Source organism: Achromobacter sp. ACM02 (assembly GCF_014851605.1).
Lineage (GTDB): Bacteria > Pseudomonadota > Gammaproteobacteria > Burkholderiales > Burkholderiaceae_B > Achromobacter > Achromobacter aegrifaciens.
This window is the reverse complement of record NZ_JACUZY010000007.1, coordinates 88,688-109,891: the sequence shown is the minus strand read 5'-3', so window position 1 is coordinate 109,891 and position 21,204 is coordinate 88,688. Positions and strand designations below refer to the sequence as shown.

Here is a 21,204-nt window from a genome sequence, read left to right as displayed (position 1 = left end):
CGAGTAACGCCATGATGCTTAAAACCCATACCCGCCTGATTCTCGCCGGCCTGCTGTTGCTTGCGATCCTGGCGCTGACCGCCTGCGCCAAGGACATCCCGGTCTACACGCCGCCGGACCAGCGCCCGCTCGCCCCCGCCGAACAGCCCTGGGTGCAGGGCCAGTTCCTGGCCCTGGCCTACCACGACGTGGAAGACGAAGACCCCGACCAGGGCTTTCTCAGCGTGCGCACCGACCGTCTGGTCGAACAGCTGGCCTGGCTGCGCGCCAATGGCTACCAGGCCGTCACCGTGGATCAGATCCTGGCCGCGCGCCAGGGCGGCAAGCCGCTGCCCGAGCGCGCCGTGCTGCTGTCCTTTGACGACGGCTACCGCAGCTTCTACACCCGCGTGCTTCCCATCCTGAAAGCCTATCAATGGCCCGCGCTGCTGGCGCCGGTCGGCGTCTGGATGGACACGCCGGCCAACCAGCGCGTGGACTTCGGCGGCAGCCCCGAAGACCGCAAGCGCTTCCTGAACTGGGACGAGGTCCGCGAGATCTCGCGCTCGGGGCTGGTCGAGATTGCTGCGCACACCAATGCCTCGCACTACGGCGCGCTGGCCAATCCCCAGGGCAATACCGAGCCCGCCGCCGCCATCCGAGCCTACGATGCGCAGACCCGCCGCTACGAGACCGAAGCGGAGTTCGACGCGCGCATGGGCGGCGACGTCGCCGCCATCACCGAAAAGATCCGCCGCGCCACCGGCAAGAAGCCGCGCGTCTGGGTCTGGCCTTATGGCGCCGAAGGCGGCTCCACCCTGCGCATTACCGCCGAGCACGGTTATCAGCTGGCGCTGACGCTGGAGGACGGCCCGGGCCGCGTCGGCCGCCTGATGTCCACGCCGCGCCTGCTGCTGTCCAGCGACCCGACGCTCAAGCCCTTCGCCAACAGCGTGGTCGGCATGGAAGCCCAGCCCTTCATGCGCGTGGCGCACGTGGACCTGGACTACGTCTACGACCCGGACCCGGCGCAGACCGACCGCAACCTGGGCGAGCTGGTGCAGCGCATCCTCGACATGCAGATCAACACGGTGTTCCTGCAGGCCTACTCGGACCCCGTGGGCGACGGCCTGGTGAAGTCCGTCTACTTCCCTAACCGCTGGCTGCCTATGCGCGCCGATCTCTTCAACCGCGCCGCATGGCAGCTGCACAACCGCGCCAACGTGATGGTCTACGCCTGGATGCCGGTGCTGTCCTTCGACCTGGATCCCGCCCTGCCCCGCGTCACGCGCTGGCAGGAAGGCCAGGCGCAGCCAGAGCCGGATCCCGACCAGTACCGCCGCCTGTCGCCGTTCGACCCGACCGTGCGTGCGCGCATCGGCGATCTGTACGAGGACCTGTCCCGCTACGCGATCTTCGACGGCATCCTGTTCCATGACGACGCGCTGCTGTCGGACTTCGAAGACGCCAGCCCCGGCGCGCTGGCCGCCTACCGGGCCGCGGGCCTGCCGGGCAGCATCGCCGAACTGCGCGCGGATCCGGACACCCTGCAACGCTGGACCCGCTACAAGAGCCGCGCGCTGGTGGACTTCACCGCCGAACTCACGCAGCGGGTGCGCGCGGTGCGCGGCCCGCAGATCAAGACGGCGCGCAACATCTTTGCCGAACCCATCCTGAATCCCGGCAGCGAAACCTGGTTCGCGCAGAACCTGGACGACTTCCTCGGCGCCTACGACTGGACCGCGCCGATGGCGATGCCGCTGATGGAAAACGTGCCCGCCGGCCAGGAAAACGCCTGGCTGGACCGGCTGGTCGATACCGTCGCGCAGCGCCCCGGGGCGCTGGACAGGACCGTGTTCGAGCTGCAGGCCCGCGACTGGCGCACCGGCCCCGGCCGCCCCGAAGCCACGCCGGTCGACACGGCCGTGCTGGCCGGCTGGATGAAGCGGCTGCAGCTGCGCGGCTCGCGCAGCTTCGGCTACTACCCCGACGATTTCTCGCAAGACCAGCCCCGGTTGCAAGGCATCCGGCCCGCCATCTCCGAAGCCTGGTATCCGATCAAATGATAGACCGACTGATTGCCCTGCTGATTCTCTGCGCGGTGCTTGGCGCGCCCTTCGGCTTCACCCTGATGCTGACCGGCGAAGCGCTGCTGGGCTTCGTGTTCTTCTACCCCCTGTTCATGTCCGGCATGTGGATGGCTGGCGGCATCTACTTCTGGTGGCATTGGGAGCGGCACTGGAAATGGGGCAAGGACAGCCAGCCGCCAGTGCTGGCCGGCAATCCGCTGGTGTCCATCCTGGTGCCCTGCTACAACGAGGCCGACAACGGCGAAGAGACGCTGCTGGCCGCCCTGGGCCAGAACTATCCGCACATCGAGGTCATCGCCATCAACGACGGCTCCAGCGACGGCACCGCCGACATGCTGGACCGCATGGCCGCCGCCCATCCGCGGCTGCGCGTGGTGCACCTGGCGCAGAACCAGGGCAAGGCCATGGCGCTGCGCATGGGCGCCATGGCTGCGCGCAGCGAGTACCTGGTCTGCATCGACGGCGACGCCATGCTGGACCCGGACGCAGCCGCCTACCTGGTGGCGCCGCTGATCGACAACCCGCGCGTGGGCGCCGTCACCGGCAACCCGCGCATCCGCACCCGCTCCACCATGATCGGGCGCATCCAGGTGGGCGAATTCTCTTCCATCATCGGCCTGATCAAGCGCACCCAGCGCGTCTACGGCCAGGTGTTCACCGTATCCGGCGTGGTCGCCGCCTTCCGGCGCGCGGCGCTGGACCGCGTGGGCTACTGGAGCCTGGACATGATCACCGAGGACATCGACATCAGCTGGAAGCTGCAGCGCGACCACTGGTCGATCTTCTATGAGCCGCGCGGCCTGTGCTGGATCCTGATGCCCGAAACCCTGCGCGGACTGTGGAAGCAGCGGCTGCGCTGGGCCCAGGGCGGCGCCGAGGTCTTCCTGAAGAACCTGCGTTCGATCTGGGTCTGGCGCCACCGCCGCCTGTGGCCGCTGATGGCCGAGTTCTGCCTGTCCACCGCCTGGGCCTTCGCCTTCGGCGTGTCGGTGCTGCTTTGGGCCGTCAGCCAGGTGGTCACGCTGCCCAACAACATGCAGATCGCCAGCCTGATGCCGCCCGCCTTCACCGGCATGATGCTGGCCGTGGTCTGCCTGCTGCAGTTCGTCGTCAGCATCCTGATCGACCGCCGCTACGAGCCCGGCCTGGCCCGCTCGCTGTACTGGGTCATCTGGTATCCGCTGGCCTTCTGGATGGTGAGCCTGTTCACCACCCTGGTCAGTTTCCCCAAAGTCATGCTCCGCAAGCAGGCCCGGCGCGCGCGCTGGACCAGCCCGGACCGGGGCATCAAATCACCGGACGCAACGTCATGATCATCACCACGCAACGTTCCCGCGCAGGCTATCTGTTCGACCTGGTCCTGACCGCCGTCGGCTGGTTCGCCTTCGTCTATCTGTTCGGCGCCGGCATCCTGGCGATCCTGCGCGCCGCCGCGGGCGGCCCCGATGTCTCGCTCTGGCCGGTGTTCCTGCCCACCGTGCACACGCTGTGGGGCTATGCGCTGCTGGCCCTGATCAACGCGGGCGTGCTGGTGGGCTGGGCCGTCTACAACCACCGCAAGTTCGCAGGTAAGGACCGCCGCAAGCCCATCAAGCCGGTGGGCGACCGCCGCGTGGCGGCCAGCTTCGCGATCAGCCCGGCGCAGCTGATGCAGGTGCGCTCCGCGCACACCTGCGTCGTCCACCACGGCGCGGCCGGCGACATCACCGGCATCGACATCAGCCGCCCCCGCCTGAACGCGGTGCAGGCCGGCTGATACGGTCCCTGCCTGGCGCTGTGAGCCTCCAGGCTTGACGGCGCCAGCCCCGGCGCCCGCCTTCAGCGGCGCGCCTTCTCCACATTCGGCAGCAGGATCGCCACCACGCCCAGCAAGGGCAGATAGGCGCAGACCTGGTACACATAGCCGATGCTGGTGGCATCAGCCAGCTTGCCCAGCGCCGCGGCGCCCACGCCGCCCATGCCGAAGGCAAAGCCGAAGAACAGTCCGGCGATCATCCCCACCTTGCCCGGCACCAGCTCCTGCGCATAGACCACGATGGCCGAGAACGCCGAGGCCAGCACCATGCCGATGATCACCACCAGCACGCCGGTCCAGAACAGGTTCACATAGGGCAGCAGCAGCGTGAACGGCGCCACGCCCAGGATGGACACCCAGATCACGATCTTGCGGCCGATGCGGTCGCCTACCGGTCCGCCCACCACCGTGCCTACCGCCACCGCGGCCAGGAACAGGAACAGGTAGAGCTGCGCCTCGCGCACCGACAGCGCGAACTTGTCGATCAGGTAGAACGTGAAATAGCTGTTCAGGCTGGCCAGGTAGAAATACTTGGAGAACACCAGCACGCCCAGCACCGCCAGCGCGCCCAGCACCTGGTTGCGCGACAGCCCGTTGCCCGCGCCCTCGCGCCGCGCGCGCGGCTTGAGCAGGACGCGGTTGGCGCTGTACCAGCGCCCGATGCCGGTCAGCACCACGATGCCGAACAGCGCCGCCAGCGAAAACCAGGCCACGCTGCGCTGCCCGTGCGGGATGATGAAGAGCGCGGCCAGCAGCGGCCCCAGCGCCGAGCCCACGTTGCCGCCCACCTGGAACAGCGACTGCGCCAGGCCGTGGCGTCCGCCGGAGGCCATGCGCGCCACGCGCGAGGATTCCGGGTGGAACACCGACGAGCCCGTGCCCACCAGCACCGCGGCCACCAGCAGCCAGCCGAACGACGGCGCCATCGACAGCAGCAACAGCCCCACCAGGGTGAAGCCCATGCCCACCGGCAGCGAGTACGGTTTGGGATTGCGGTCCGTATAGAAACCGATGAAGGGCTGCAGCAGCGAGGCCGCGAGCTGATAGACCAGCGTGATCAGCCCGATCTGCGCGAACGACAGGCTGAATGAATCCTTCAGCATGGGATAGATGGCCAACAGGATCGACTGGATCATGTCGTTCATCAGGTGCGCCACGCTGATCGCGCCCAGCACCTTGAAGGCAGTGGATGGGTCCGAGGAAGCGGCGGACGGCGGGACCGGATTGGCGTCGGCGACGCCGGCGGCGGAGTTCTGAGGGGGATTCATGGGCGATGGACGCAAGTAAGGGGGATGGACATGTCCAGCGCCACGCCGGACCAATACCCAGTGTAGGAATCCGGGACGGAACCGATCTGCCAATTTTCGTCGCTCAAGTGACAAAATATGGTGACAAAATACGCAAACCAGCCCTGAGCCGCCCAACTCATCCTTATGCCGGAAGTGACACGCATGCCCGCCCGACTCCTTTTGCCCGACCCCGCCCGCAGCGTCAATCCGCAGGACTACCAGCACCGGCCGCGCGCCGTGACGGCCATGGCCAAGGAATTCCTGCCAGGCACCCGCACGGGCACCCACTCGCATCCGCGCGCGCAACTGGTCTACGCGGTCGAAGGCGTCATGCGCGTCACCACGCCCAGCGGCTTCTGGGCCCTGCCGCCGCTGCGCGCGCTGTGGGTGCCGGCGGGCGTGCCGCATGGCGTGGACATGGTGGGCGCGGTGTCCATGCGTTCGCTCTATCTCGAAGCCGAGACCGCCCGCGGCTACTGGCCGCAATGCCAGGTGGTCGAGGTCGGCGGCTTGCTGCGAGAGCTGATCCTGGCGCTGACCGCCGAACCCATCGACTATCCGCTGGACGGCCGCGCCGGGCAGGTCGCCGCCCTGCTGCTTTCCGAGCTGGCCGCCGCACGCGTCGCGCCGCTACAGATCCCCTGGCCGCGCGACCGGCGTCTGCAGACCATCTGCGCGGCGATCCTGGACGATCCGGGGCTGCAGCGCGGCATCGAGGACTGGGGCGACGAAGTCGGCGCCAGCGCCCGCACGCTGATCCGCCTGTTCCAGGCCGAACTGGGGCTGAACTACCGGCAGTGGGTCCAGCAGGTCCGGCTGGCCGAGGCGGTGTGCCGGCTGTCGCAGGGCGTGCCGGTCGCGCGCATCGCCGCTGACCTGGGCTACCGCAGCGCCAGCGCCTTCTCGGCCATGTTCCACCGTGCGCTGGGCGCGCCGCCCCAACGCTACCTGAACAATGGCTGACGCCTGCAACCGGATTTGCCGTCACTCGCGACGCAATTCATGTTTAGTTACTGAAACCTTATGACCCTCTGGGCGGTCCATCGTGTTCTGCCCTAGAATCGCCTGCAATGAGCACCCCCCAGCAATCCTCCGCCACCCCGGGCGGCAAACCGGGCCTCCCCTGGAAACGCATTCTCGTCAAGGCGGGCGTAGCCGCCGGCGGCGCCGCCGTGTGCGGCGGCATCGCGCTCGGCCTGGCGCTGGCCCTGGCCTGGCCCAGCCTGCCCGACCTGCACGCCATGACGGACTACCGTCCGCGGGTGCCGCTGCGCATCTATACGGCGGACAAGGTCCTGATCGGCGAGTACGGCGAAGAGCACCGCAACGTGCTGCGCTTTGACGAGATCCCGCCCGTGATGCGCCAGGCGGTGCTGGCAGCCGAGGACGACCGCTTCTACAGCCACGGCGGCGTCGACTGGATGGGGGTGGCGCGCGCGGTCGTGACCAACCTCGTCAAGGGCTCCAAGAGCCAGGGCGGCAGCACCATCACGATGCAGGTGGCGCGCAATTTCTACCTGTCGTCGGAAAAGACCTATTCGCGCAAGTTCTATGAATTGCTGCTGACGTTCAAGATCGAATCCGAGCTCTCCAAGGACCAGATCCTTGAGCTCTACATGAACCAGATCTACCTGGGCCACCGCGCCTACGGTTTCGCGGCCGCCTCGCGCACCTATCTGGGCAAGCCCCTGTCGGAAGTCACGCCGGCCGAGGCCGCCATGCTCGCCGGCATCCCCAAGGCCCCGTCGCGCTTCAACCCCATCACCAATTTCCCGCGCGCCGAGATCCGTCAGCACTACGTGCTGGGCCGCATGAAGACGCTGGGCTATCTCACGCCCGAACAGGCCGACGAGGCGCTCAAGCAGCGCCTGACGATTCGCGGCGCGGACGGCGCCAGCGCGCGCGGCTTCGCGATCCACGGCGACTACCCGGCCGAACTGGCGCGCCAGCTCATGTACGGCGTGTTCCAGGAACAGACCTACACCAAGGGCATCGACGTCTACACCACCATCGATTCCAAGGACCAGGAAGCCGCCTACCGCGCCGTGCGCGACGGCGTGCTGGACTACACGCGCCGCGCCGTGTATCCGGGCCCCGAGGACCAGATCGACCTGCCCGAGGGCGTCGAAAAGGACCCGGCCGCGCTGGATGAAATCCTCGACGGCGTGCAGGAAAAGACGCCTGACAGCGAAGACCTGCTGACCGCCGTGGTGCTGGCCGCCAGCCCCACCGAAGTGACGCTGGCGCGCAGCGCGCGCGACATCATCACCATCAGCGACAAGAAGGCGCTGGCAGTGGTGGCGCGCGCGCTCAACCCCAAGGCCAGCGACAGCCAGCGGCTGCGCCGCGGCTCGGTCGTCTACATCCACAAGAACGGCGACAGCTGGGAAATCATCAACATGCCGACGCTGCAGGCGGCGCTGGTCTCGATGGTGCCCCAGGACGGCGCCGTGCGCGCCATGATCGGCGGCTTCGACTACAACCGCGGCGGCTTCAACCGCGTGACGCAGGCCTGGCGCCAGCCCGGCTCCAACATCAAGCCCTTCGTCTACGCGGCGGCGCTGGAACGCGGCCTGACCCCGGCCACGCAGATCTCCGACCAGCCCTTCATGCTGACCGCGGAGCAGACCGGCTCCAAGGCCTGGCAGCCCAAGAACGACGGCAACAAGTACGAGCCCATGCTGACGCTGCGCCAGGGCCTCATGCGGTCCAAGAACATGGTGTCGATCCGCATCCTGCAGGCCATCTCGCCGCAATATGCGCAGGACTACCTGACCCGCTTCGGCTTCGACAAGTCGCGTTGGCCGGCCGTGCTGCCGCTGGCGCTGGGCGCGGGCGGCGCCACGCCGCTGCAAGTGGTCAACGGCTACAGCGTGTTCGCCAACGGCGGCTACCGCGTCACCCCGTATCTGGTGGACCGCGTCACCGACCGCTCGGGCAACGTGCTGATGCAGGCCCAGCCTGTCGTCGCCGGCGACGCCCTGGCGCGCGCCATCGATCCCCGCACCGCCTGGGTCATGGACGACATCCTGCGCGGCGTCACGGTCAGCGGCACCGCCGCCCGCGCGCACCAGGTGCTCAAGCGCAACGACATCGGCGGCAAGACCGGCACCACCAACGAGGCCGTGGACGTGTGGTTCTCGGGCTTCACGCCCAGCCTGGCCACCACCGTCTGGATGGGCTTTGACCAGCCCAAGTCGCTGGGCACCAACGAATTCGGCAGCGGCCTGGCCCTGAGCACCTGGCTGGACTACATGCAGCCGGCCTTGAAAGGCGTGCCCGAAGCCAAGCCCGCGCCGCGGCCGGACGGCCTGATCGTGGACAACGGCGAATACTATTTCTCGGAATTCCCGCCGGGCCAGGCCGTGGCCTCGCTGGACCTGTCCTCGGGCGACGCGTTGACCGATTTCCTGAACAACAACCGTTCGACGGACGGCGTGGACACCTCGGTCAAACCCCTGCCGCCCGGCGGCGGCGCAATGCCGCAAAGCAGTCCGGCCCAACCGCCGGTGGCCCTGCCGGTTCCCGTGGCCCCCGCGGGCGGCGCACCGGCAGGCAACGCGCCGCCTGCCATCCCGCCCATCCCCGTGCCGCGCGTGGACGCCGACACGCCCGCCCGCGCCAGCGCCGTCAGCGGTGCCGGACCGGTGGCCGCCCGGCCGCTCTGACCGCGGCCGGCGCCGGCCGCCGGGAATCCAGGCCTGGCTATTCCTGCTCCGCGAGTTCGGTCACGACCTCGCGTGGCCAGGCCCGCAGGGATTCCAGGTCCAGGAAGGTGAAGTAGCCGGATTTCCAGCCCTCGGTATCGATGTGGTAGACGTTGCCCAGCAGCAGCGGCGCCGGCACCGGCGTGTGCCCGGCCACCACTGCCCGCACCCCGCGGATGCCGGTGCGGTCCATCTGCCGCAGGCGGTCGCGCGACCACTGGCAGGCGGCGCTGGTGCGCCGGTAGCGGTCCTGCAAGGCGGATTCCAGCCGCGGCCAGAACAGCACCGGGCAATCCGCGTGCAGCAGCCCCACGGCGCCGTCCAGGGTTTCGACCTCGATGGCAATGGGCAATTGCGCGAAAGCCTCGGCAAAGACCTGCTGGCGATCAGAAGGCAGGTCCAGGAACCAGCCGCCGCCGTAGCCGCGCCAGTTGTCCACGTCCACCTGCCCCGTGCGCACGTGGCGGATCGCGTAATCCTCGTGATTGCCCTGAACCGCGTGGAACCACGGCCGCGCCAGCCACTCCAGCGCGGCCTCGCTTTCCGGCCCCCGGTCCACCAGGTCGCCGACCGAAAACAGGCGGTCCCGGGACGGGTCGAAGCCCAGCTCGTCCAGGCTTTCCTGCAGGCGGGAAAAATGCCCATGCAGGTCGCCCACCGCGAAATCGCGGCCTAGCTCGTTGCGCGGGACTTTGAGAAAACGCTGCTCCATGATGATCCGGGGGCTACCACTGGTTGATGCTCGATCCCTCTTTTTAACCCGCTTTCACGCCGCTCCGTCTGTCCCCCTTTGCCGCGCCGTGGTCAAAATTTGGTTACGAGAATCGATATTATTCGCGATAATATTCAGTTTTCCCCAATCCGCGCCTGCAAGGGCCCCGCCCTCCCCCATGACTGCCGCGTCCACCATCAAAACCTGGTATCTGGTCCATAAATGGACCAGCCTGGTCTGCACGATCTTCCTGCTCGTCATCTGTCTTACCGGCTTGCCGCTGGTGTTCCACCACGAGATCGAACACTGGCTCGACGACGGCAAGCCGTTGTCCGACGTCCCTGCCTCGACCCCGCGCGCCAACCTGGACAAGCTGGTCGACAGCGCCCGCGCCATGTATCCGGGCGAGGTCGTCGACTATCTGTTCTTCGATCCCGACGAACCTCAGGTCTATGTGGGCATGGCGAAAACGCCCGGCGACGGCCAGGTGTCCGGCCACGCCGTGCGCATGGACGCGCGCACCGGCGACGTGCTGCTGGACGGTCCGCTGTACACGGAGGACAAGTTTTCTTTCATGGGCATCATGCTGGCGCTGCACGTGGACCTGTTCGCGGGCCTGCCCGGCGAGTTGTTCCTGGGATTCATGGGGCTGCTGTTCTGCGTCGCAATCGTGTCCGGCGTGGTGCTCTACGGCCCCTTCATGAAAAAGCTGGAATTCGGCACGGTGCGCGCCTCCCGCTCCACGCGCCTGAAGTGGCTGGATCTGCATAACCTGCTGGGCATCGTGACGCTGGTCTGGGCCTTCGTGGTGGGCGTGACCGGCGTGATCAACGAACTCTCCACGCCGCTATTCCGCCTGTGGCAGTCCACCGAACTGGTGCGCATCCTGGAACCCTACAAGGGCCAGAACGTACCCACCGAGCTGGCCTCGGCCCAGGGCGCCGCCGACACGGCCAGGAAGGCCCTGCCCGGCAACGAGGTGTCGTTCATCGCCTTTCCCGGCAATGCCTTCGGCAGTCCCCACCACTACATCACCTGGATGCGCGGCGACACGCCGCTCACCTCCAAGCTGAACACGCCTGTGCTGGTGGACGGCAAGACCGGCGAACTGACCACCGTGGCCAAGATGCCCTGGTACCTGACCGCGCTGGAACTGTCGCGGCCGCTGCATTTCGGCGATTACGGCGGCATGCCGCTGAAGATCATCTGGGCGCTGCTGGACGTCATTACCATCATCGTGCTGGTCAGCGGCCTCTATCTCTGGCTGGCCCGCCGCCGCGCCACCGAGGCGCGCATCGCCGAACTCGTGCGCAAGCACCAGGCCGCCGCCATCCCGAAAAGGACTCCCGCATGAGCAAGACGGCCCGTGGTTTCATGTTTGTCTGGGGCGCGCCGATCCTGCTGGGCGTGCTCAGCGTGTTCGGCCTGCTGGCCGCGTTGCTGGGCACGGGAGGCTGGCACTGGGCGTCCTGGATCGCCCTGGCCATCCTGCTGGCGGTCATCGTGCGCTACTGGGTATTCCCGCTGCAGCGCTAGGCGCGACCGCCAGTTCCGTGCCGGCGTGCGGCATTATTTGCCGAAGGTCTCGGGGTCCGGCCCCAGGCGCGCGCCTTCCTTGATGCCGTCGATGGCGGCCATGTCGGCCGCCGACAGTTCGAAGTCAAAGACGTCGATGTTCTCGCGGATGCGGGCGGGCGTCACCGACTTCGGGATCACGATCAGATCGTGCTGCAGATGCCAGCGCAGCGTCACCTGGGCGGGCGACTTGCCGTGCTTCCTGGCCAGTTCCAGGATGACCTTGTCCTTGGCCACGCCGCCCTGGGCCAAGGGGCTCCATGACTCCGTCGCGATGCCGTGCTTGGCGTGGAAGGCCCGCAGCGCCTGCTGCGTGAAGCCTGGGTGCAGTTCGACCTGGTTCACGGCCGGCGTCACGCCGGACGCGTCGAGCAGCCGCTCCAGGTTGGCCTGGGTGAAGTTGGACACGCCGATCGAGCGCGCGCGGCCGTCTTCCTTCATTTCGACCATGGCCTTCCAGGCGTCCAGGAACTTCGTGCTGCCGGCCACGGGCCAGTGAATCAGGTACAGGTCCACGTAGGCCAGGCCCAGCTTTTCGAGGCTCTCGTCCATGGCCTTATGGGCCTCGTCGTAGCCGTGCCTGTCGTTCCAGAGCTTGGTCGTGACGTACAGATCCTTGCGCGCCACGCCGGCCGCGCGCAAGCCCGCGCCCACGCCAGCCTCGTTGCCGTAGATGGCCGCAGTGTCCACCGAGCGGTAGCCTGCCGCCAGCGCCTCTTTCACGCTTGCGGCGGCCTGATCGTTCGGCACCTGCCAGACGCCCAGGCCCAGCTGGGGAATCTTGCCGCCGTCGTTCAATTGCATTGCCGGTACTTTCGCCATAAGACCCTCCGTAGCTTGCGACGCGACGTCCGCGCGGCGAATATGCGCCGGGTCGCGCAACCAAGGGGCAGCCAGGCTTCATCCTTGGTTGAGACAGTAAAGAACGGGCCCGCCAGGCTGCGCCCGAGTCACCATGCCGGATTGAAAACCCCCGGGAGAGGTCTAAACATCCCAGGGGTCGTGAGGCCGATATTACCCCCAGAGCCGCAAAATCCCTGAATCCCCTCTGCCAAAGCAGGCGTTTCCGCCCCTGGGCGCGGTGCTGCGACAGAATTGCAGCCTGTGGCCGATAATGCGCTTCCGACGGCCCGACGGCCCATGCATCCCCCCAAGACCATGAACGCTCCTGACACGCGGCCCGCGCGCCGCGGCGGCTTTTCCACCCTGCGCACGCTCTTTCCCTATCTCTGGCCGCCCGGCGAGACGGGCCTGAAAACGCGGGTGATCGCGGCCCTGCTGTGCCTGTTCGCGGCCAAGGTGGCCACGGTCTATGTCCCCCTGCTGTACAAGCACGCCATCGACGAGCTGGGCCAGGGCGCCCCGGGTTCCGTCACCGTGCCGCTGGGCCTGATCCTGGCCTATGGCACGGCCCGGGTGCTTTCGCTGCTGTTCTCGGAACTGCGCGACGCCATCTTCGCGCGCGTCGGGCAGCACGCCATCCGCGCGGTTGGCCTGCAGGTCTTTCGCCACCTGCATGCGCTGGCGCTGCGCTTTCACCTGACGCGCCAGACCGGCGGCCTGAACCGCGCCATCGAGCGCGGCACCAAGGGCATCCAGACCCTCCTGTCGTTCCTGCTTTTCAGCATCCTGCCGACCTTCTTCGAAATCGGGCTGGTCTGCGTGGTGCTGTGGAAGATGTTCGACATCTGGCTGGCGCTGGCCACGGGCGCCACCGTCACGCTGTACATGGCGTACACGCTGCTGGTCACGGAATGGCGCGCCAAGTTCCGGCGCCAGATGAACGAAACCGACTCCGAGGCCAACACCAAAGCCATCGAGAGCCTGCTGAACTACGAAACGGTCAAATACTTCGGCAACGAGGAACACGAAGCGCGCCGCTACGACGCGTCGCTAAAGCGCTATGAACGCGCCGCCGTGCGCAGCCAGGTCAGCCTGTCCATCCTCAACATCGGCCAGGCCGCCATCATCTCGGTGGGCCTGACCCTGGTCATGTGGATGGCCGCCACCGGCATCGCCGAAGGCCGCTACACGCTGGGCGATTTCGTGCTGGTCAACACCTACCTGCTGCAGCTGTACCAGCCGCTGAGCTTCTTCGGCTTCGTCTACCGCGAAATCAAGCAGGCCATCATCGACATGGAGCGCATGTTCGAACTGCTGGGACAGGACCGCGAGGTGGCCGACCGGCCCGATGCCCAGCCCCTGCGCGTGGCGGGCGGCGCGGTGGAGTTCCGCGACGTGCATTTCGGCTACGACGCGCGCCGCCCCATCCTGAAGGGCGTCAGCTTCACCATCCCCGCCGGCAGGACCGTGGCCGTCGTCGGTACGTCCGGCGCCGGGAAATCGACCATCGCGCGCCTGCTGTTCCGCTTCTACGACGCCGACGGCGGCGCGATCCTCATCGACGGCCAGGACGTGCGCAACGTGACGCAGTCCAGCCTGCGCGCCGCGATCGGCGTCGTGCCGCAGGACACCGTGCTGTTCAACGACACCATCCTCTACAACATCGGTTACGGCCGCCCCGGCGCCAGCGAGGAAGAGATCCAGGCGGCGGCGCGCCTGGCCCATATCCACGATCTGATCATGGCCATGCCGGACGGCTACCAGACCATGGTGGGCGAACGCGGGTTGAAGCTGTCCGGCGGCGAGAAGCAGCGCGTGGCGATCGCCCGGACCATCCTGAAGAACCCGCCCATCTTCCTGTTCGACGAAGCCACCAGCGCTCTGGACACCCACACCGAACGCGAAATCCAGGCCAATCTGCGCGAAGTCAGCCAGGGCCGCAGCACGCTGATCATCGCCCACCGCCTGTCCACGGTGGCGGACGCGGACGAGATCATCGTGCTGGCCGAAGGCCGCATCGTCGAGCGCGGCCGCCATGCCCAACTGCTGGCGCAGGACGGCATCTACGCCGGCATGTGGGCCCGCCAGCAGCAAAGCGCCCTGACCGGCTCGCCGGATTGACAAGCCCGCGCCCCTGTCCGAACATCGCACCCTTTGATTTCCAGGCCCACCATGCAGGATTCAGCCCCCGTCCCCGCCGTCCGCGTCTGCGCTTCCTCCGACCTCGCCAACGGCGGCCTGGGCGTGAAGATCCCCGTGTCAGATGCCGCCGGCCGCACCACGGCCTTCTTCGTGCGCTACCAGGACCGCGTGCACGGCTATCTGAACCGCTGCGCCCACGTGGGCGTGGAACTGGATTGGGAAGGCAGCTTCTTCACCCGCGCCGGCGACCTGATCATGTGCGCGCGCCACGGCGCCACCTACCAGCCGGACACCGGGCTATGCGTGGGCGGCCCCTGTAAGAACGGCCGCCTGACCGTGCTGACGGTCGAGGAACGCGAAGGCGCGGTCTACTGGCAGCCGGCCGGCAAGATCCGCCCTTTGGAAGATACGCCCGCCTAGGGGGCTACGCTCAAGCAAGAGACTTCAAGCCCGCGCCGCCGCCGCTTCAGCCGGCGCCTGCCGCTCCGCGTAGCGGCGCGCCAGCACCGCGCAGACCATCAGCTGCATCTGGTGGAAGATCATCAGCGGCAGCACCACCACGCCCATCTGCGAGGTGCCGAACAGCACCGTGGCCAGCGGAATGCCCGAGGCCAGCGACTTCTTCGAGCCGCAGAACACCAGCGTGATCTCGTTTTCCTTGGACAGCCCCAGCTTGCGGCTGCCCCAGGTCGTGACCAGCAGCACCGTTCCCAGCAGCAAGGCGTTCACCAGCACCATGGACGCCAGGTCGATGGCCGGGAACGCGTGCCAGATACCCTGCGCCACCGCCTCGCTGAACGCCGTGTAGACGGCCAGCAGGATGGAGCTGCGGTCCACTTTCGACAGCGTGCGGTTGTTGCGCTGGGCCCAGGCGCCGATCCAGGGCCGCAGCAGGCTGCCCACCGCGAACGGCAACAACAGCTGCAACAGGATGCGGCCGGCGTCGGCCAGCCCGTGGCCTCCGCCCTGGCGGTGCAGCAGCACCGCCACCAGCAGCGGCGTCAGCACGGTACCCAGCAGGTTGGAAGCCGTGGCCGCGCAGATCGCGCCCGGTACGTTGCCGCGCGCCATGGAGGTAAAGGCGATAGACGACTGCACGGTGGAAGACAGAGTGCAGACGAACAGCACGCCCAGCCACAGCGAAGGCGTCAACAGGCCGGGAAACAGCGCCCGCAGGCCCAGCCCCAGCGCCGGAAACAGCAGGAAGGTGCAAGCCAGGATCAGCGCGTGCAGGCGCACGTCCTTCACGCCAGCCACGATGGCGTCCGTCGACAGCCTGGCGCCGTGCAGAAAGAACAGCAGCGAAATGGCGATGTTGCTGGCCACGGTCATGAACGCCGCGCCCTTGCCCACGGCAGGGAAAAAGCTGGCGAAGACCACCGTGGCGATCAGGATGAGCGTGAATTGGTCGGGCAGGAAGCGGCGCATGGCAAAGATTTCCGTAGGGATTGCGGAAACTATAGGCACGGCGCTTGCCATCGTGAAGCCCACTGGGTACTTTAACTGTCATCGGACTTTCCTATGACCAGGCCGCTATGCTCAATCCCTTGTGGCTCAAGACCTTCGCCGCGGCCGCCGCCGCGCCCAGCTTCACCGAGACCGCCCGGCGCCTGGGCCTGACCCAGCCCACGGTCAGCGAACACATCCGCCAGCTGGAACAGGCCTTGAACCGGCGTCTGTTCCAGCGCGACACGCATTCGCTCGCGCTCACCAGCGACGGCCGCAGCCTGCTGGTGCATGCGCAGATCATCCTGGACGCGCACGAGCGGGCCGAGCGCCTGTTCGACGCCCCGCGCCTGCGCGGGCGCGTGCGCCTGGGCACCTCGGACGATCTGGCAATGGGACCTCTGCCCGACGTGCTGGCCGCCTTCCGGCTGGCCCACCCGGAGGTCGAACTGGACCTGACCATCGGCGTCACCAGCGAGCTCTACAAGCTGCTGGACGACAACGGCCTGGACGTCATGATAGGCAAGCGCCGCAAGGGCGACCGCCGCGGCCAGACCCTGCACAAGGAAGCCCTGCTGTGGCAGGCCAAGGAAGGCCTGTGGGTGGCGCCGGACGAACCGCTGCCGCTGATCCTGCTGCGCGAACCCAGCGTGACCCGCGGCCTGACGCTGGACGCGCTGGCCCGCGCCGGCCGCAGTTGGCAGATCGTCTGCACCAGCACCAGCTATGCGGGCTGCCAGGCGGCCGCCCGCGCCGGCCTGGGCATCACGGTGCAGCCTTCGCACCTGTCCACGCTCGGCCTTGCCGCGCCAGCAGGCGCCGCGCAACTGCCCGCGCTGCCGCAGGTGGAATTCATCGTGATCTCGGCGCCCGCGCCCAACAAGCCCACGCGCGCGCTGACCGAGATCCTGATGCGCAGCACGCTGACTTGAGGCCTTTGCTTATTGCGCCGCCGAGCGGGTGTGCTGCACGCGGCCTTCCAGCGGCTGCGGCTGCTTGAGCAGGTTCAGGATCGGGCACCATTGCTCCACCGCCTCATGCACGGCGCGCACCGCGCTCTCGTCGGCCGGCGACACGATGTGCGCGGTATAGCGGATGTTGTGCGGAAAGAATGGCACCTGCTCATAGCCCGGCTTGCCGCCGCGCGGGTCCAGGTCGCCTTCGATCTCCACCTGCAGCGACTCCAGCGGCAATTCGAGTTCGGCCGCCTTGATCAGGAAGATATGCGTCAGGCAACTGCCCAGCGATCCCAGCAGCAGCTCGGGCGAACTCGGTCCCAGGTCATAGCCCGCGAAATCCGCGGGACTGTCGCTGACCACCTGGTGATCGCGGATCCGGATGCGGCGCACGCCGCTGCGGCCTTCGGCGCTGACCTGTGCGCGCAATTTCACCGGCGTCACGGTGTGCGGATCGCGCGCGTTGCGCGCCAGCACGGCCTCGCGTTTCTGGCCCAGGTATTCGTTCAACGTACTCATGTTGCAGACCTCGCTTGGGGTTGATATGTGCTTGGGCAAGCGCCGCAGTCAATGTTCGCGGCGCATATCCGGAATGGCGATGGGCGCACGATCCATCGCCTGCAATAGTTGGCCCAGCCCGCGGGCCGTCGCTCCCTCCATCCGTCCTCCCGGCCCACAGACATCGTCCGCGCTGGTCCACGCCGGAGCCGCGCCTGGCAGGCGGCGCGCGCGCAGCCAGCCCTGGCGGTCGACCATGAACTGCGCGCCCGCCAGCTCGTCAGGAGACACGCCGGCTGCCAGCGCATAGGCGTTCCAGGCCTCTACGCCTGCCGCCACGCAATCCGCGTCTACGCTCTGTGTGTGGCCACGCGTCAGCGCTACGGTGAGCAGGCGTGGATCCTGCGGTTCCTCGGCCGCGCCCTGCGCGTAGGCCATCACACGCAGGGGCAAGCCGCGCAAACCGCTCAGCCGCGTCGCCCGGCCGTCGCGGCAGGCAAGCGCCACGACGGGTGCGGCGACCGCCGGCATGCCGCTGCCGCCGCTGACGCCATAGGCCCGCAGGCGCAGATAGTCCAGCACCTGCCAGATCTCTTCCGTGTTCAGCATTGCGCCAAACGCCGGCATCGCGGGGTTGGCCGCCGGTTCCTGGCCGCCCTGCGCGATGCGCCAGTGCAGCTCGCCTTCGAGCCTGTTCTGGAACAGGGCCGGTCCCAGCACGCTGGGCCACACCGGCAGGCTGGCGGCGCGCTCGCCCCGCCCATCTGCCGCCGCGCCGTGGCATGCGGCGCAATGCGCCTGGTACAGCCGTCCGCCCTGCAACAGATTGGCATCGGAAAACGGCAACGGCGACCGCTGATAGGAAGAACTGTGCGCCTCGACCAGCAACATCCGCGGGTTCGGCCAGTCAGTCAGCAGCGCCAGCGCGACGGCGGCGCCCAGCCATGCCAGCCGGCGGCGCTTGGCGAACAGCGCGCCGCACAGCAACGCCAGCGCCGCCGCCGACTGCGCCAGCGCCAGCCAAAGCTGGCGCCACGTGTGCGGGCTGACGGGCAGGTCCGGGTCGTAGCGCCACGCGAATGGCCAATACGCCAATGCCGGAGCCTGGCCCAGCGAGCGCCAGACCGCGGCGCCCAGGGCCAACGCCAATGCGGCCAAGCCGACCGTCAACAGCGCCGCCATGCGCCGCCGGGCCCACCGCGCCGCGCCAGCGGCATCCGCCGGCCGGCGTTGCACGATGCTCACCACGTCGCATCCAGCCCCAACAAGGCCAGCGCGCGATGGCGCAACGCGGCCAGGCGCGGATCGCCGCGATGCCTGGGGTACGGCAGGTCGTTGACGATTTCGTCCTTGATCCGCGCCGGCCGCTCGCTCAGCACCACGATGCGCGTGGCCATGAACAGCGCCTCCTCCACATCGTGCGTGACCAGCAAGGCCGTGTAGCCTTCGCGTTGCCACAGGTCCACCAGTTCGGACTGCATGGCGATGCGGGTCAGCGAGTCCAGCTTGCCCAGCGGCTCGTCCAGGATCAGGATGCGCGGATCGTTGACCAGCGCCCGCGCCAGCGCGGCGCGCTGCGCCATGCCGCCGGACAGCTGATGCGGATAGGCCTGGCTGAACGCCTTCAGGCCCACGCGCTGCAAGGCCTCGTCCACCCGGCTGCGCTGCGTCTTCAACAGCCCGCGCGCCTGCAGTCCCAGGGCCACGTTGTCCCAGACCGTGCGCCACGGATATAGCGTGGGGTCCTGGAACACCACGATGCGCGAAGGCGAAGGCCCCGTGATCGGCTCGCCGTCCGCCAGCAGGCCGCCCGCGGCGGGCGGCTCCAGGCCCGCCACCAGGCGCAGCAGCGTCGACTTGCCGCAGCCGCTGGGGCCCAGCAGGGCGACGAACTCGCCCGGCTTCACGTCCAGGTCTATGCCGTCCAGCACCGGCAGTTGCGCGCCGTCCAGGTCGAAGTGATGGTTCACGCCGCGCACGGCCAATGCGGCGCCGGCCGCATCCCGCTTGTCAGGCACCGCTGCCGCTACCATTTCACGACTCCCTTCTGCCAGGCCAGGAGGCGGTCGCGCCCCAGGAACAGCAAAGTAATGAGGCCCGAGAACACCAGCGCCATCACGATCAGCGCGCCGTACATGTTGGCGTAGGACGCCCAGCCCTGGGCCCATGACAGGTACCAGCCCAGCCCGGACTTCACGCCCATCATCTCGGCCGCCACCAGCACCGAAAACGAGGCGCCCAGGCCCATGAACAGGCCCACGAAGACCTGCGGCAAGGCCGCCGGAATCGCCACGCGCAGCACCAGGAACCACTCATTGGCGCCCATGGTGCGCGCCACGTCGTAGTAGGCCCGGTTGACGCCCGCCACGCCCGACCAGGTCAGCACCGTGACCGGAAACCAGGTGGCCAGGGCGATCAGGAAGACCGCTGCCGACCAGCTCGACGGAAAGAAGAAGAACGCCATAGGCAGCAAGGCCGTGGAAGGCACCGGCCCCAGGAAGCGCAGCACCGGATGCACCCAATAGCCCAGGCCGCGCGACCAGCCGATCGCGACCCCGGTCAGGAAACCCGCGGCCGCGCCCAGCAGAAAGCCGTTGGCCAGCAGCCAAAGCGAATTCGCCAGACTGTCGGCCAGCCGCTTGTAGTCGGAGACGTAGACTTCGATCAGCGACTGCGGCGGCGCGAAGAACGGGCTGGGTAGCAGCGCCAGCTTGGCCGTCGCGATCTCCCAGGCGCCCACCGCCACGGCCAGGGCCGCGAGCCAGGGGCCGGCGCGGTGCAAGGCGCGCACGGCGCGCAACTGCCCCGCCCCCGGCGCCGCCGCCAGTAACAGCAGCAACGCCAGCGCCAAGGCCGCCGCGCCGAATTCGCGCGTGTAGCCCCAGGACGAGAAGCCCACCTCGACGTTCGGCCATGCCAGCGTCACGCCGCCCACGCCCGCCCACAGCGCGGCGGCGGCGATACCGGTCTTCCACAAGCGCCAGTCGCGCGCGGGCGGATTCACGCCCGCGGCCGGGGCGTGCAATACGTCAGCCGAGGACATTGGGCACCACCACTTGCGCGTATTTGTTGACGTCCAGACCCGCGCTCAGCACCTTGATCGTCTTCAGGTCCCGGGCGTAGCCCACGATCTCTTCGCGCAACGCGGCGCCCGTCGAGGCATGGCCATGGCTGTGGCTGCGCAGGATCGCGGCCACGCGTTCGGCCGGCACCTTGCCGGGCACATACGGCGCGAAGATGCGCGCGGTCTCGTCCGGGTTGGAAGCCGTCCAGCGCTGCGCGTCGATCACCGCGCGCGCAATGGCCGCGGCGGCCTCTGGATCCTTGCGCACCAGATCGCCGCGCAGGCCCAGCACGCAGCAGGTGCGGTTCTCGTAATCGCCCTCGATGTTGGTGGCGATCTCTCGCAGCTTGTTGTCCTCGCGCAGCGTGTAGATCAGCGGATCGTCACCCGCAATGGCGTCGACCTCGCCCTTGCGCAGGACCTCGCCGAACAGGTCCTGCGGGTACTGGCGCCAGTCCACGGATTCGGGATCGATACCCAGCTGCGCCACGCGGATCGCGAAGAAGTTCTTCACCGGACTGGCCTGGTCCGACACGGCCACGCGGCGTCCCTTCAGGTCGTTGACGCTCTTGATCGGCGAATCCTGCGCCGTCAGCAAGCGCATGCAGCCGCCATGCGTGCCCACCGCCAGCTTGACGTCGAAGCCCTGCTCCAGCGGTTTCAACCAACGCAGCGCCATGCCGATGCCGCCATCGGCGTGGCCGGTGGCGATCGCCTCCAGCAGCTGGTCGGTGGAGCCGCTGAAGTTGATGCGTTCGACCTTGAGGTTGTACTTGTCGAAGAAGCCGCGCTCCAGCGCCACCGACACGGGCGATTGGCAGACTGCGGTCTGGCTCCATGCGATCTTGAACGTGCGCGGTGCGGCGTTGGCGGCCAGCACGCGCGAGCCCAGCATGCCCAGCGGCGCCGCAAGGCCTGCGGCGCCTGCCGCGCGCAGCAGCGCACGGCGCGAAATTCCCCGCGTGGAGATGGCGCGGGAATGGACGTTCGTATTCATCAACCTTCCTTTTGAGCAGACTGTGAATGGCGATGATTGCCATGCGGCATCATCGACCTGCGCTCAGGGGTTAGACAAATACAAAGTCGGGATAACAATATGGGCGACGCA

19 protein-coding genes are annotated in these 21,204 nt (G+C 68.0%); 10 read left to right on the top strand and 9 right to left on the bottom strand.

Going from position 1 to position 21,204, the window contains the following annotated elements; all coding sequences use genetic code 11:
• The first annotated feature begins 11 nt into the window (after nt 1-11).
• Genes pgaB through pgaD form a run of 3 tightly spaced genes read left to right on the top strand, consistent with a single transcriptional unit; the run spans nt 12 to nt 3,825 of the window.
• On the top strand, nt 12-2,045 hold the full coding sequence (gene pgaB / locus IB258_RS22145; protein ID WP_054458201.1) for a poly-beta-1,6-N-acetyl-D-glucosamine N-deacetylase PgaB: 2,034 nt from the start codon (nt 12-14) through the stop codon (nt 2,043-2,045).
• Entirely contained in the window at nt 2,042-3,382 is a 1,341-nt protein-coding gene (pgaC, locus tag IB258_RS22140; RefSeq protein ID WP_118934541.1) for a poly-beta-1,6-N-acetyl-D-glucosamine synthase, read from the top strand. Before pgaB ends, pgaC begins: the two co-directional genes overlap by 4 nt.
• A complete protein-coding gene (gene pgaD / locus IB258_RS22135; RefSeq protein ID WP_054458203.1) occupies nt 3,379-3,825 on the top strand; it encodes a poly-beta-1,6-N-acetyl-D-glucosamine biosynthesis protein PgaD in 447 nt (148 codons plus the stop codon). The genes pgaC and pgaD overlap by 4 nt, the downstream gene beginning before the upstream one ends.
• Nucleotides 3,826-3,887: 62 nt before the next feature.
• Here the strand turns inward: pgaD and IB258_RS22130 are convergent, their stop codons facing one another.
• Entirely contained in the window at nt 3,888-5,132 is a 1,245-nt protein-coding gene (locus IB258_RS22130) for an MFS transporter (protein ID WP_054458204.1), read from the bottom strand.
• A gap of 183 nt (nt 5,133-5,315) precedes the next feature.
• On the opposite strand from IB258_RS22130, the gene IB258_RS22125 reads away from it, so the two are divergent.
• On the top strand, nt 5,316-6,116 hold the full coding sequence (locus IB258_RS22125) for a helix-turn-helix domain-containing protein (RefSeq protein ID WP_054458295.1): 801 nt from the start codon (nt 5,316-5,318) through the stop codon (nt 6,114-6,116).
• Nucleotides 6,117-6,223: 107 nt separating this feature from the next.
• Nucleotides 6,224-8,821: a penicillin-binding protein 1A gene (locus IB258_RS22120; protein WP_054458205.1), complete on the top strand. Its 2,598-nt coding sequence runs from the start codon at nt 6,224-6,226 to the stop codon at nt 8,819-8,821.
• A gap of 37 nt (nt 8,822-8,858) precedes the next feature.
• On the opposite strand, the gene IB258_RS22115 is transcribed toward IB258_RS22120, so the two are convergent.
• Nucleotides 8,859-9,572, bottom strand: a complete 714-nt coding sequence (locus IB258_RS22115) for a metallophosphoesterase (RefSeq protein ID WP_054458206.1) — start codon at nt 9,570-9,572, stop codon at nt 8,859-8,861.
• A gap of 178 nt (nt 9,573-9,750) precedes the next feature.
• Between IB258_RS22115 and IB258_RS22110 the strand changes: the two genes are divergently transcribed.
• Together IB258_RS22110 and IB258_RS22105 are read left to right on the top strand one after the other, a co-directional pair.
• Entirely contained in the window at nt 9,751-10,926 is a 1,176-nt protein-coding gene (locus tag IB258_RS22110) for a PepSY domain-containing protein (protein WP_054458207.1), read from the top strand.
• Nucleotides 10,923-11,108 carry a hypothetical protein gene (locus tag IB258_RS22105; protein WP_054458208.1) on the top strand — a complete coding sequence of 62 codons (186 nt, stop codon included), beginning with the start codon at nt 10,923-10,925 and terminating at the stop codon, nt 11,106-11,108. The genes IB258_RS22110 and IB258_RS22105 overlap by 4 nt, the downstream gene beginning before the upstream one ends.
• A 33-nt stretch (nt 11,109-11,141) precedes the next feature.
• Here the strand turns inward: IB258_RS22105 and IB258_RS22100 are convergent, their stop codons facing one another.
• Nucleotides 11,142-11,969: an aldo/keto reductase gene (locus IB258_RS22100; RefSeq protein ID WP_054458209.1), complete on the bottom strand. Its 828-nt coding sequence runs from the start codon at nt 11,967-11,969 to the stop codon at nt 11,142-11,144.
• Nucleotides 11,970-12,305: 336 nt separating this feature from the next.
• Between IB258_RS22100 and IB258_RS22095 the strand changes: the two genes are divergently transcribed.
• Both IB258_RS22095 and IB258_RS22090 read left to right on the top strand, forming a co-directional pair.
• On the top strand, nt 12,306-14,111 hold the full coding sequence (locus IB258_RS22095) for an ABC transporter ATP-binding protein/permease (RefSeq protein WP_192353209.1): 1,806 nt from the start codon (nt 12,306-12,308) through the stop codon (nt 14,109-14,111).
• 51 nt (nt 14,112-14,162) lie between these two features.
• Complete coding sequence (locus tag IB258_RS22090; protein WP_054458210.1) at nt 14,163-14,552, top strand: Rieske (2Fe-2S) protein; 390 nt, start codon at nt 14,163-14,165, stop codon at nt 14,550-14,552.
• Between the two features lie 24 nt (nt 14,553-14,576).
• Here IB258_RS22090 and IB258_RS22085 read toward each other — a convergent pair whose 3' ends face one another.
• A complete protein-coding gene (locus tag IB258_RS22085; protein WP_054458211.1) occupies nt 14,577-15,560 on the bottom strand; it encodes a bile acid:sodium symporter family protein in 984 nt (327 codons plus the stop codon).
• Between the two features lie 107 nt (nt 15,561-15,667).
• On the opposite strand from IB258_RS22085, the gene IB258_RS22080 reads away from it, so the two are divergent.
• A complete protein-coding gene (locus IB258_RS22080; RefSeq protein WP_192353208.1) occupies nt 15,668-16,510 on the top strand; it encodes a LysR family transcriptional regulator in 843 nt (280 codons plus the stop codon).
• A gap of 9 nt (nt 16,511-16,519) precedes the next feature.
• On the opposite strand, the gene IB258_RS22075 is transcribed toward IB258_RS22080, so the two are convergent.
• The 5 genes from IB258_RS22075 to IB258_RS22055 are packed head-to-tail and all read right to left on the bottom strand — an operon-like array spanning nt 16,520 to nt 21,093.
• Entirely contained in the window at nt 16,520-17,053 is a 534-nt protein-coding gene (locus IB258_RS22075) for an OsmC family protein (RefSeq protein ID WP_054458213.1), read from the bottom strand.
• A 48-nt stretch (nt 17,054-17,101) separates the two neighbouring features.
• Nucleotides 17,102-18,277 carry a c-type cytochrome gene (locus IB258_RS22070; RefSeq protein WP_370539852.1) on the bottom strand — a complete coding sequence of 392 codons (1,176 nt, stop codon included), beginning with the start codon at nt 18,275-18,277 and terminating at the stop codon, nt 17,102-17,104.
• Nucleotides 18,274-19,065 carry an ABC transporter ATP-binding protein gene (locus IB258_RS22065; protein WP_119451643.1) on the bottom strand — a complete coding sequence of 264 codons (792 nt, stop codon included), beginning with the start codon at nt 19,063-19,065 and terminating at the stop codon, nt 18,274-18,276. Before IB258_RS22065 ends, IB258_RS22070 begins: the two co-directional genes overlap by 4 nt.
• Nucleotides 19,059-20,075 carry an ABC transporter permease gene (locus tag IB258_RS22060; RefSeq protein ID WP_054458215.1) on the bottom strand — a complete coding sequence of 339 codons (1,017 nt, stop codon included), beginning with the start codon at nt 20,073-20,075 and terminating at the stop codon, nt 19,059-19,061. The genes IB258_RS22065 and IB258_RS22060 overlap by 7 nt, the downstream gene beginning before the upstream one ends.
• Nucleotides 20,062-21,093 (bottom strand): ABC transporter substrate-binding protein, encoded by a 1,032-nt coding sequence (locus IB258_RS22055; protein WP_054458216.1) that lies wholly within the window; start codon nt 21,091-21,093, stop codon nt 20,062-20,064. Before IB258_RS22055 ends, IB258_RS22060 begins: the two co-directional genes overlap by 14 nt.
• Nucleotides 21,094-21,204 lie beyond the last annotated feature (111 nt).

Bases quoted from the DNA above. Each gene is read 5' to 3' on its own strand.
- pgaB (WP_054458201.1), top strand. From the start codon at position 12: ATGATGCTTAAAACCCATACCCGCCTGATTCTCGCCGGCCTGCTGTTG.
- pgaC (WP_118934541.1), top strand. From the start codon at position 2,042: ATGATAGACCGACTGATTGCCCTGCTGATTCTCTGCGCGGTGCTTGGC.
- pgaD (WP_054458203.1), top strand. From the start codon at position 3,379: ATGATCATCACCACGCAACGTTCCCGCGCAGGCTATCTGTTCGACCTG.
- IB258_RS22130 (WP_054458204.1), bottom strand. From the start codon at position 5,132: ATGAATCCCCCTCAGAACTCCGCCGCCGGCGTCGCCGACGCCAATCCG.
- IB258_RS22125 (WP_054458295.1), top strand. From the start codon at position 5,316: ATGCCCGCCCGACTCCTTTTGCCCGACCCCGCCCGCAGCGTCAATCCG.
- IB258_RS22120 (WP_054458205.1), top strand. From the start codon at position 6,224: ATGAGCACCCCCCAGCAATCCTCCGCCACCCCGGGCGGCAAACCGGGC.
- IB258_RS22115 (WP_054458206.1), bottom strand. From the start codon at position 9,572: ATGGAGCAGCGTTTTCTCAAAGTCCCGCGCAACGAGCTAGGCCGCGAT.
- IB258_RS22110 (WP_054458207.1), top strand. From the start codon at position 9,751: ATGACTGCCGCGTCCACCATCAAAACCTGGTATCTGGTCCATAAATGG.
- IB258_RS22105 (WP_054458208.1), top strand. From the start codon at position 10,923: ATGAGCAAGACGGCCCGTGGTTTCATGTTTGTCTGGGGCGCGCCGATC.
- IB258_RS22100 (WP_054458209.1), bottom strand. From the start codon at position 11,969: ATGGCGAAAGTACCGGCAATGCAATTGAACGACGGCGGCAAGATTCCC.
- IB258_RS22095 (WP_192353209.1), top strand. From the start codon at position 12,306: ATGAACGCTCCTGACACGCGGCCCGCGCGCCGCGGCGGCTTTTCCACC.
- IB258_RS22090 (WP_054458210.1), top strand. From the start codon at position 14,163: ATGCAGGATTCAGCCCCCGTCCCCGCCGTCCGCGTCTGCGCTTCCTCC.
- IB258_RS22085 (WP_054458211.1), bottom strand. From the start codon at position 15,560: ATGCGCCGCTTCCTGCCCGACCAATTCACGCTCATCCTGATCGCCACG.
- IB258_RS22080 (WP_192353208.1), top strand. From the start codon at position 15,668: ATGCTCAATCCCTTGTGGCTCAAGACCTTCGCCGCGGCCGCCGCCGCG.
- IB258_RS22075 (WP_054458213.1), bottom strand. From the start codon at position 17,053: ATGAGTACGTTGAACGAATACCTGGGCCAGAAACGCGAGGCCGTGCTG.
- IB258_RS22065 (WP_119451643.1), bottom strand. From the start codon at position 19,065: ATGGTAGCGGCAGCGGTGCCTGACAAGCGGGATGCGGCCGGCGCCGCA.
- IB258_RS22060 (WP_054458215.1), bottom strand. From the start codon at position 20,075: ATGTCCTCGGCTGACGTATTGCACGCCCCGGCCGCGGGCGTGAATCCG.
- IB258_RS22055 (WP_054458216.1), bottom strand. From the start codon at position 21,093: ATGAATACGAACGTCCATTCCCGCGCCATCTCCACGCGGGGAATTTCG.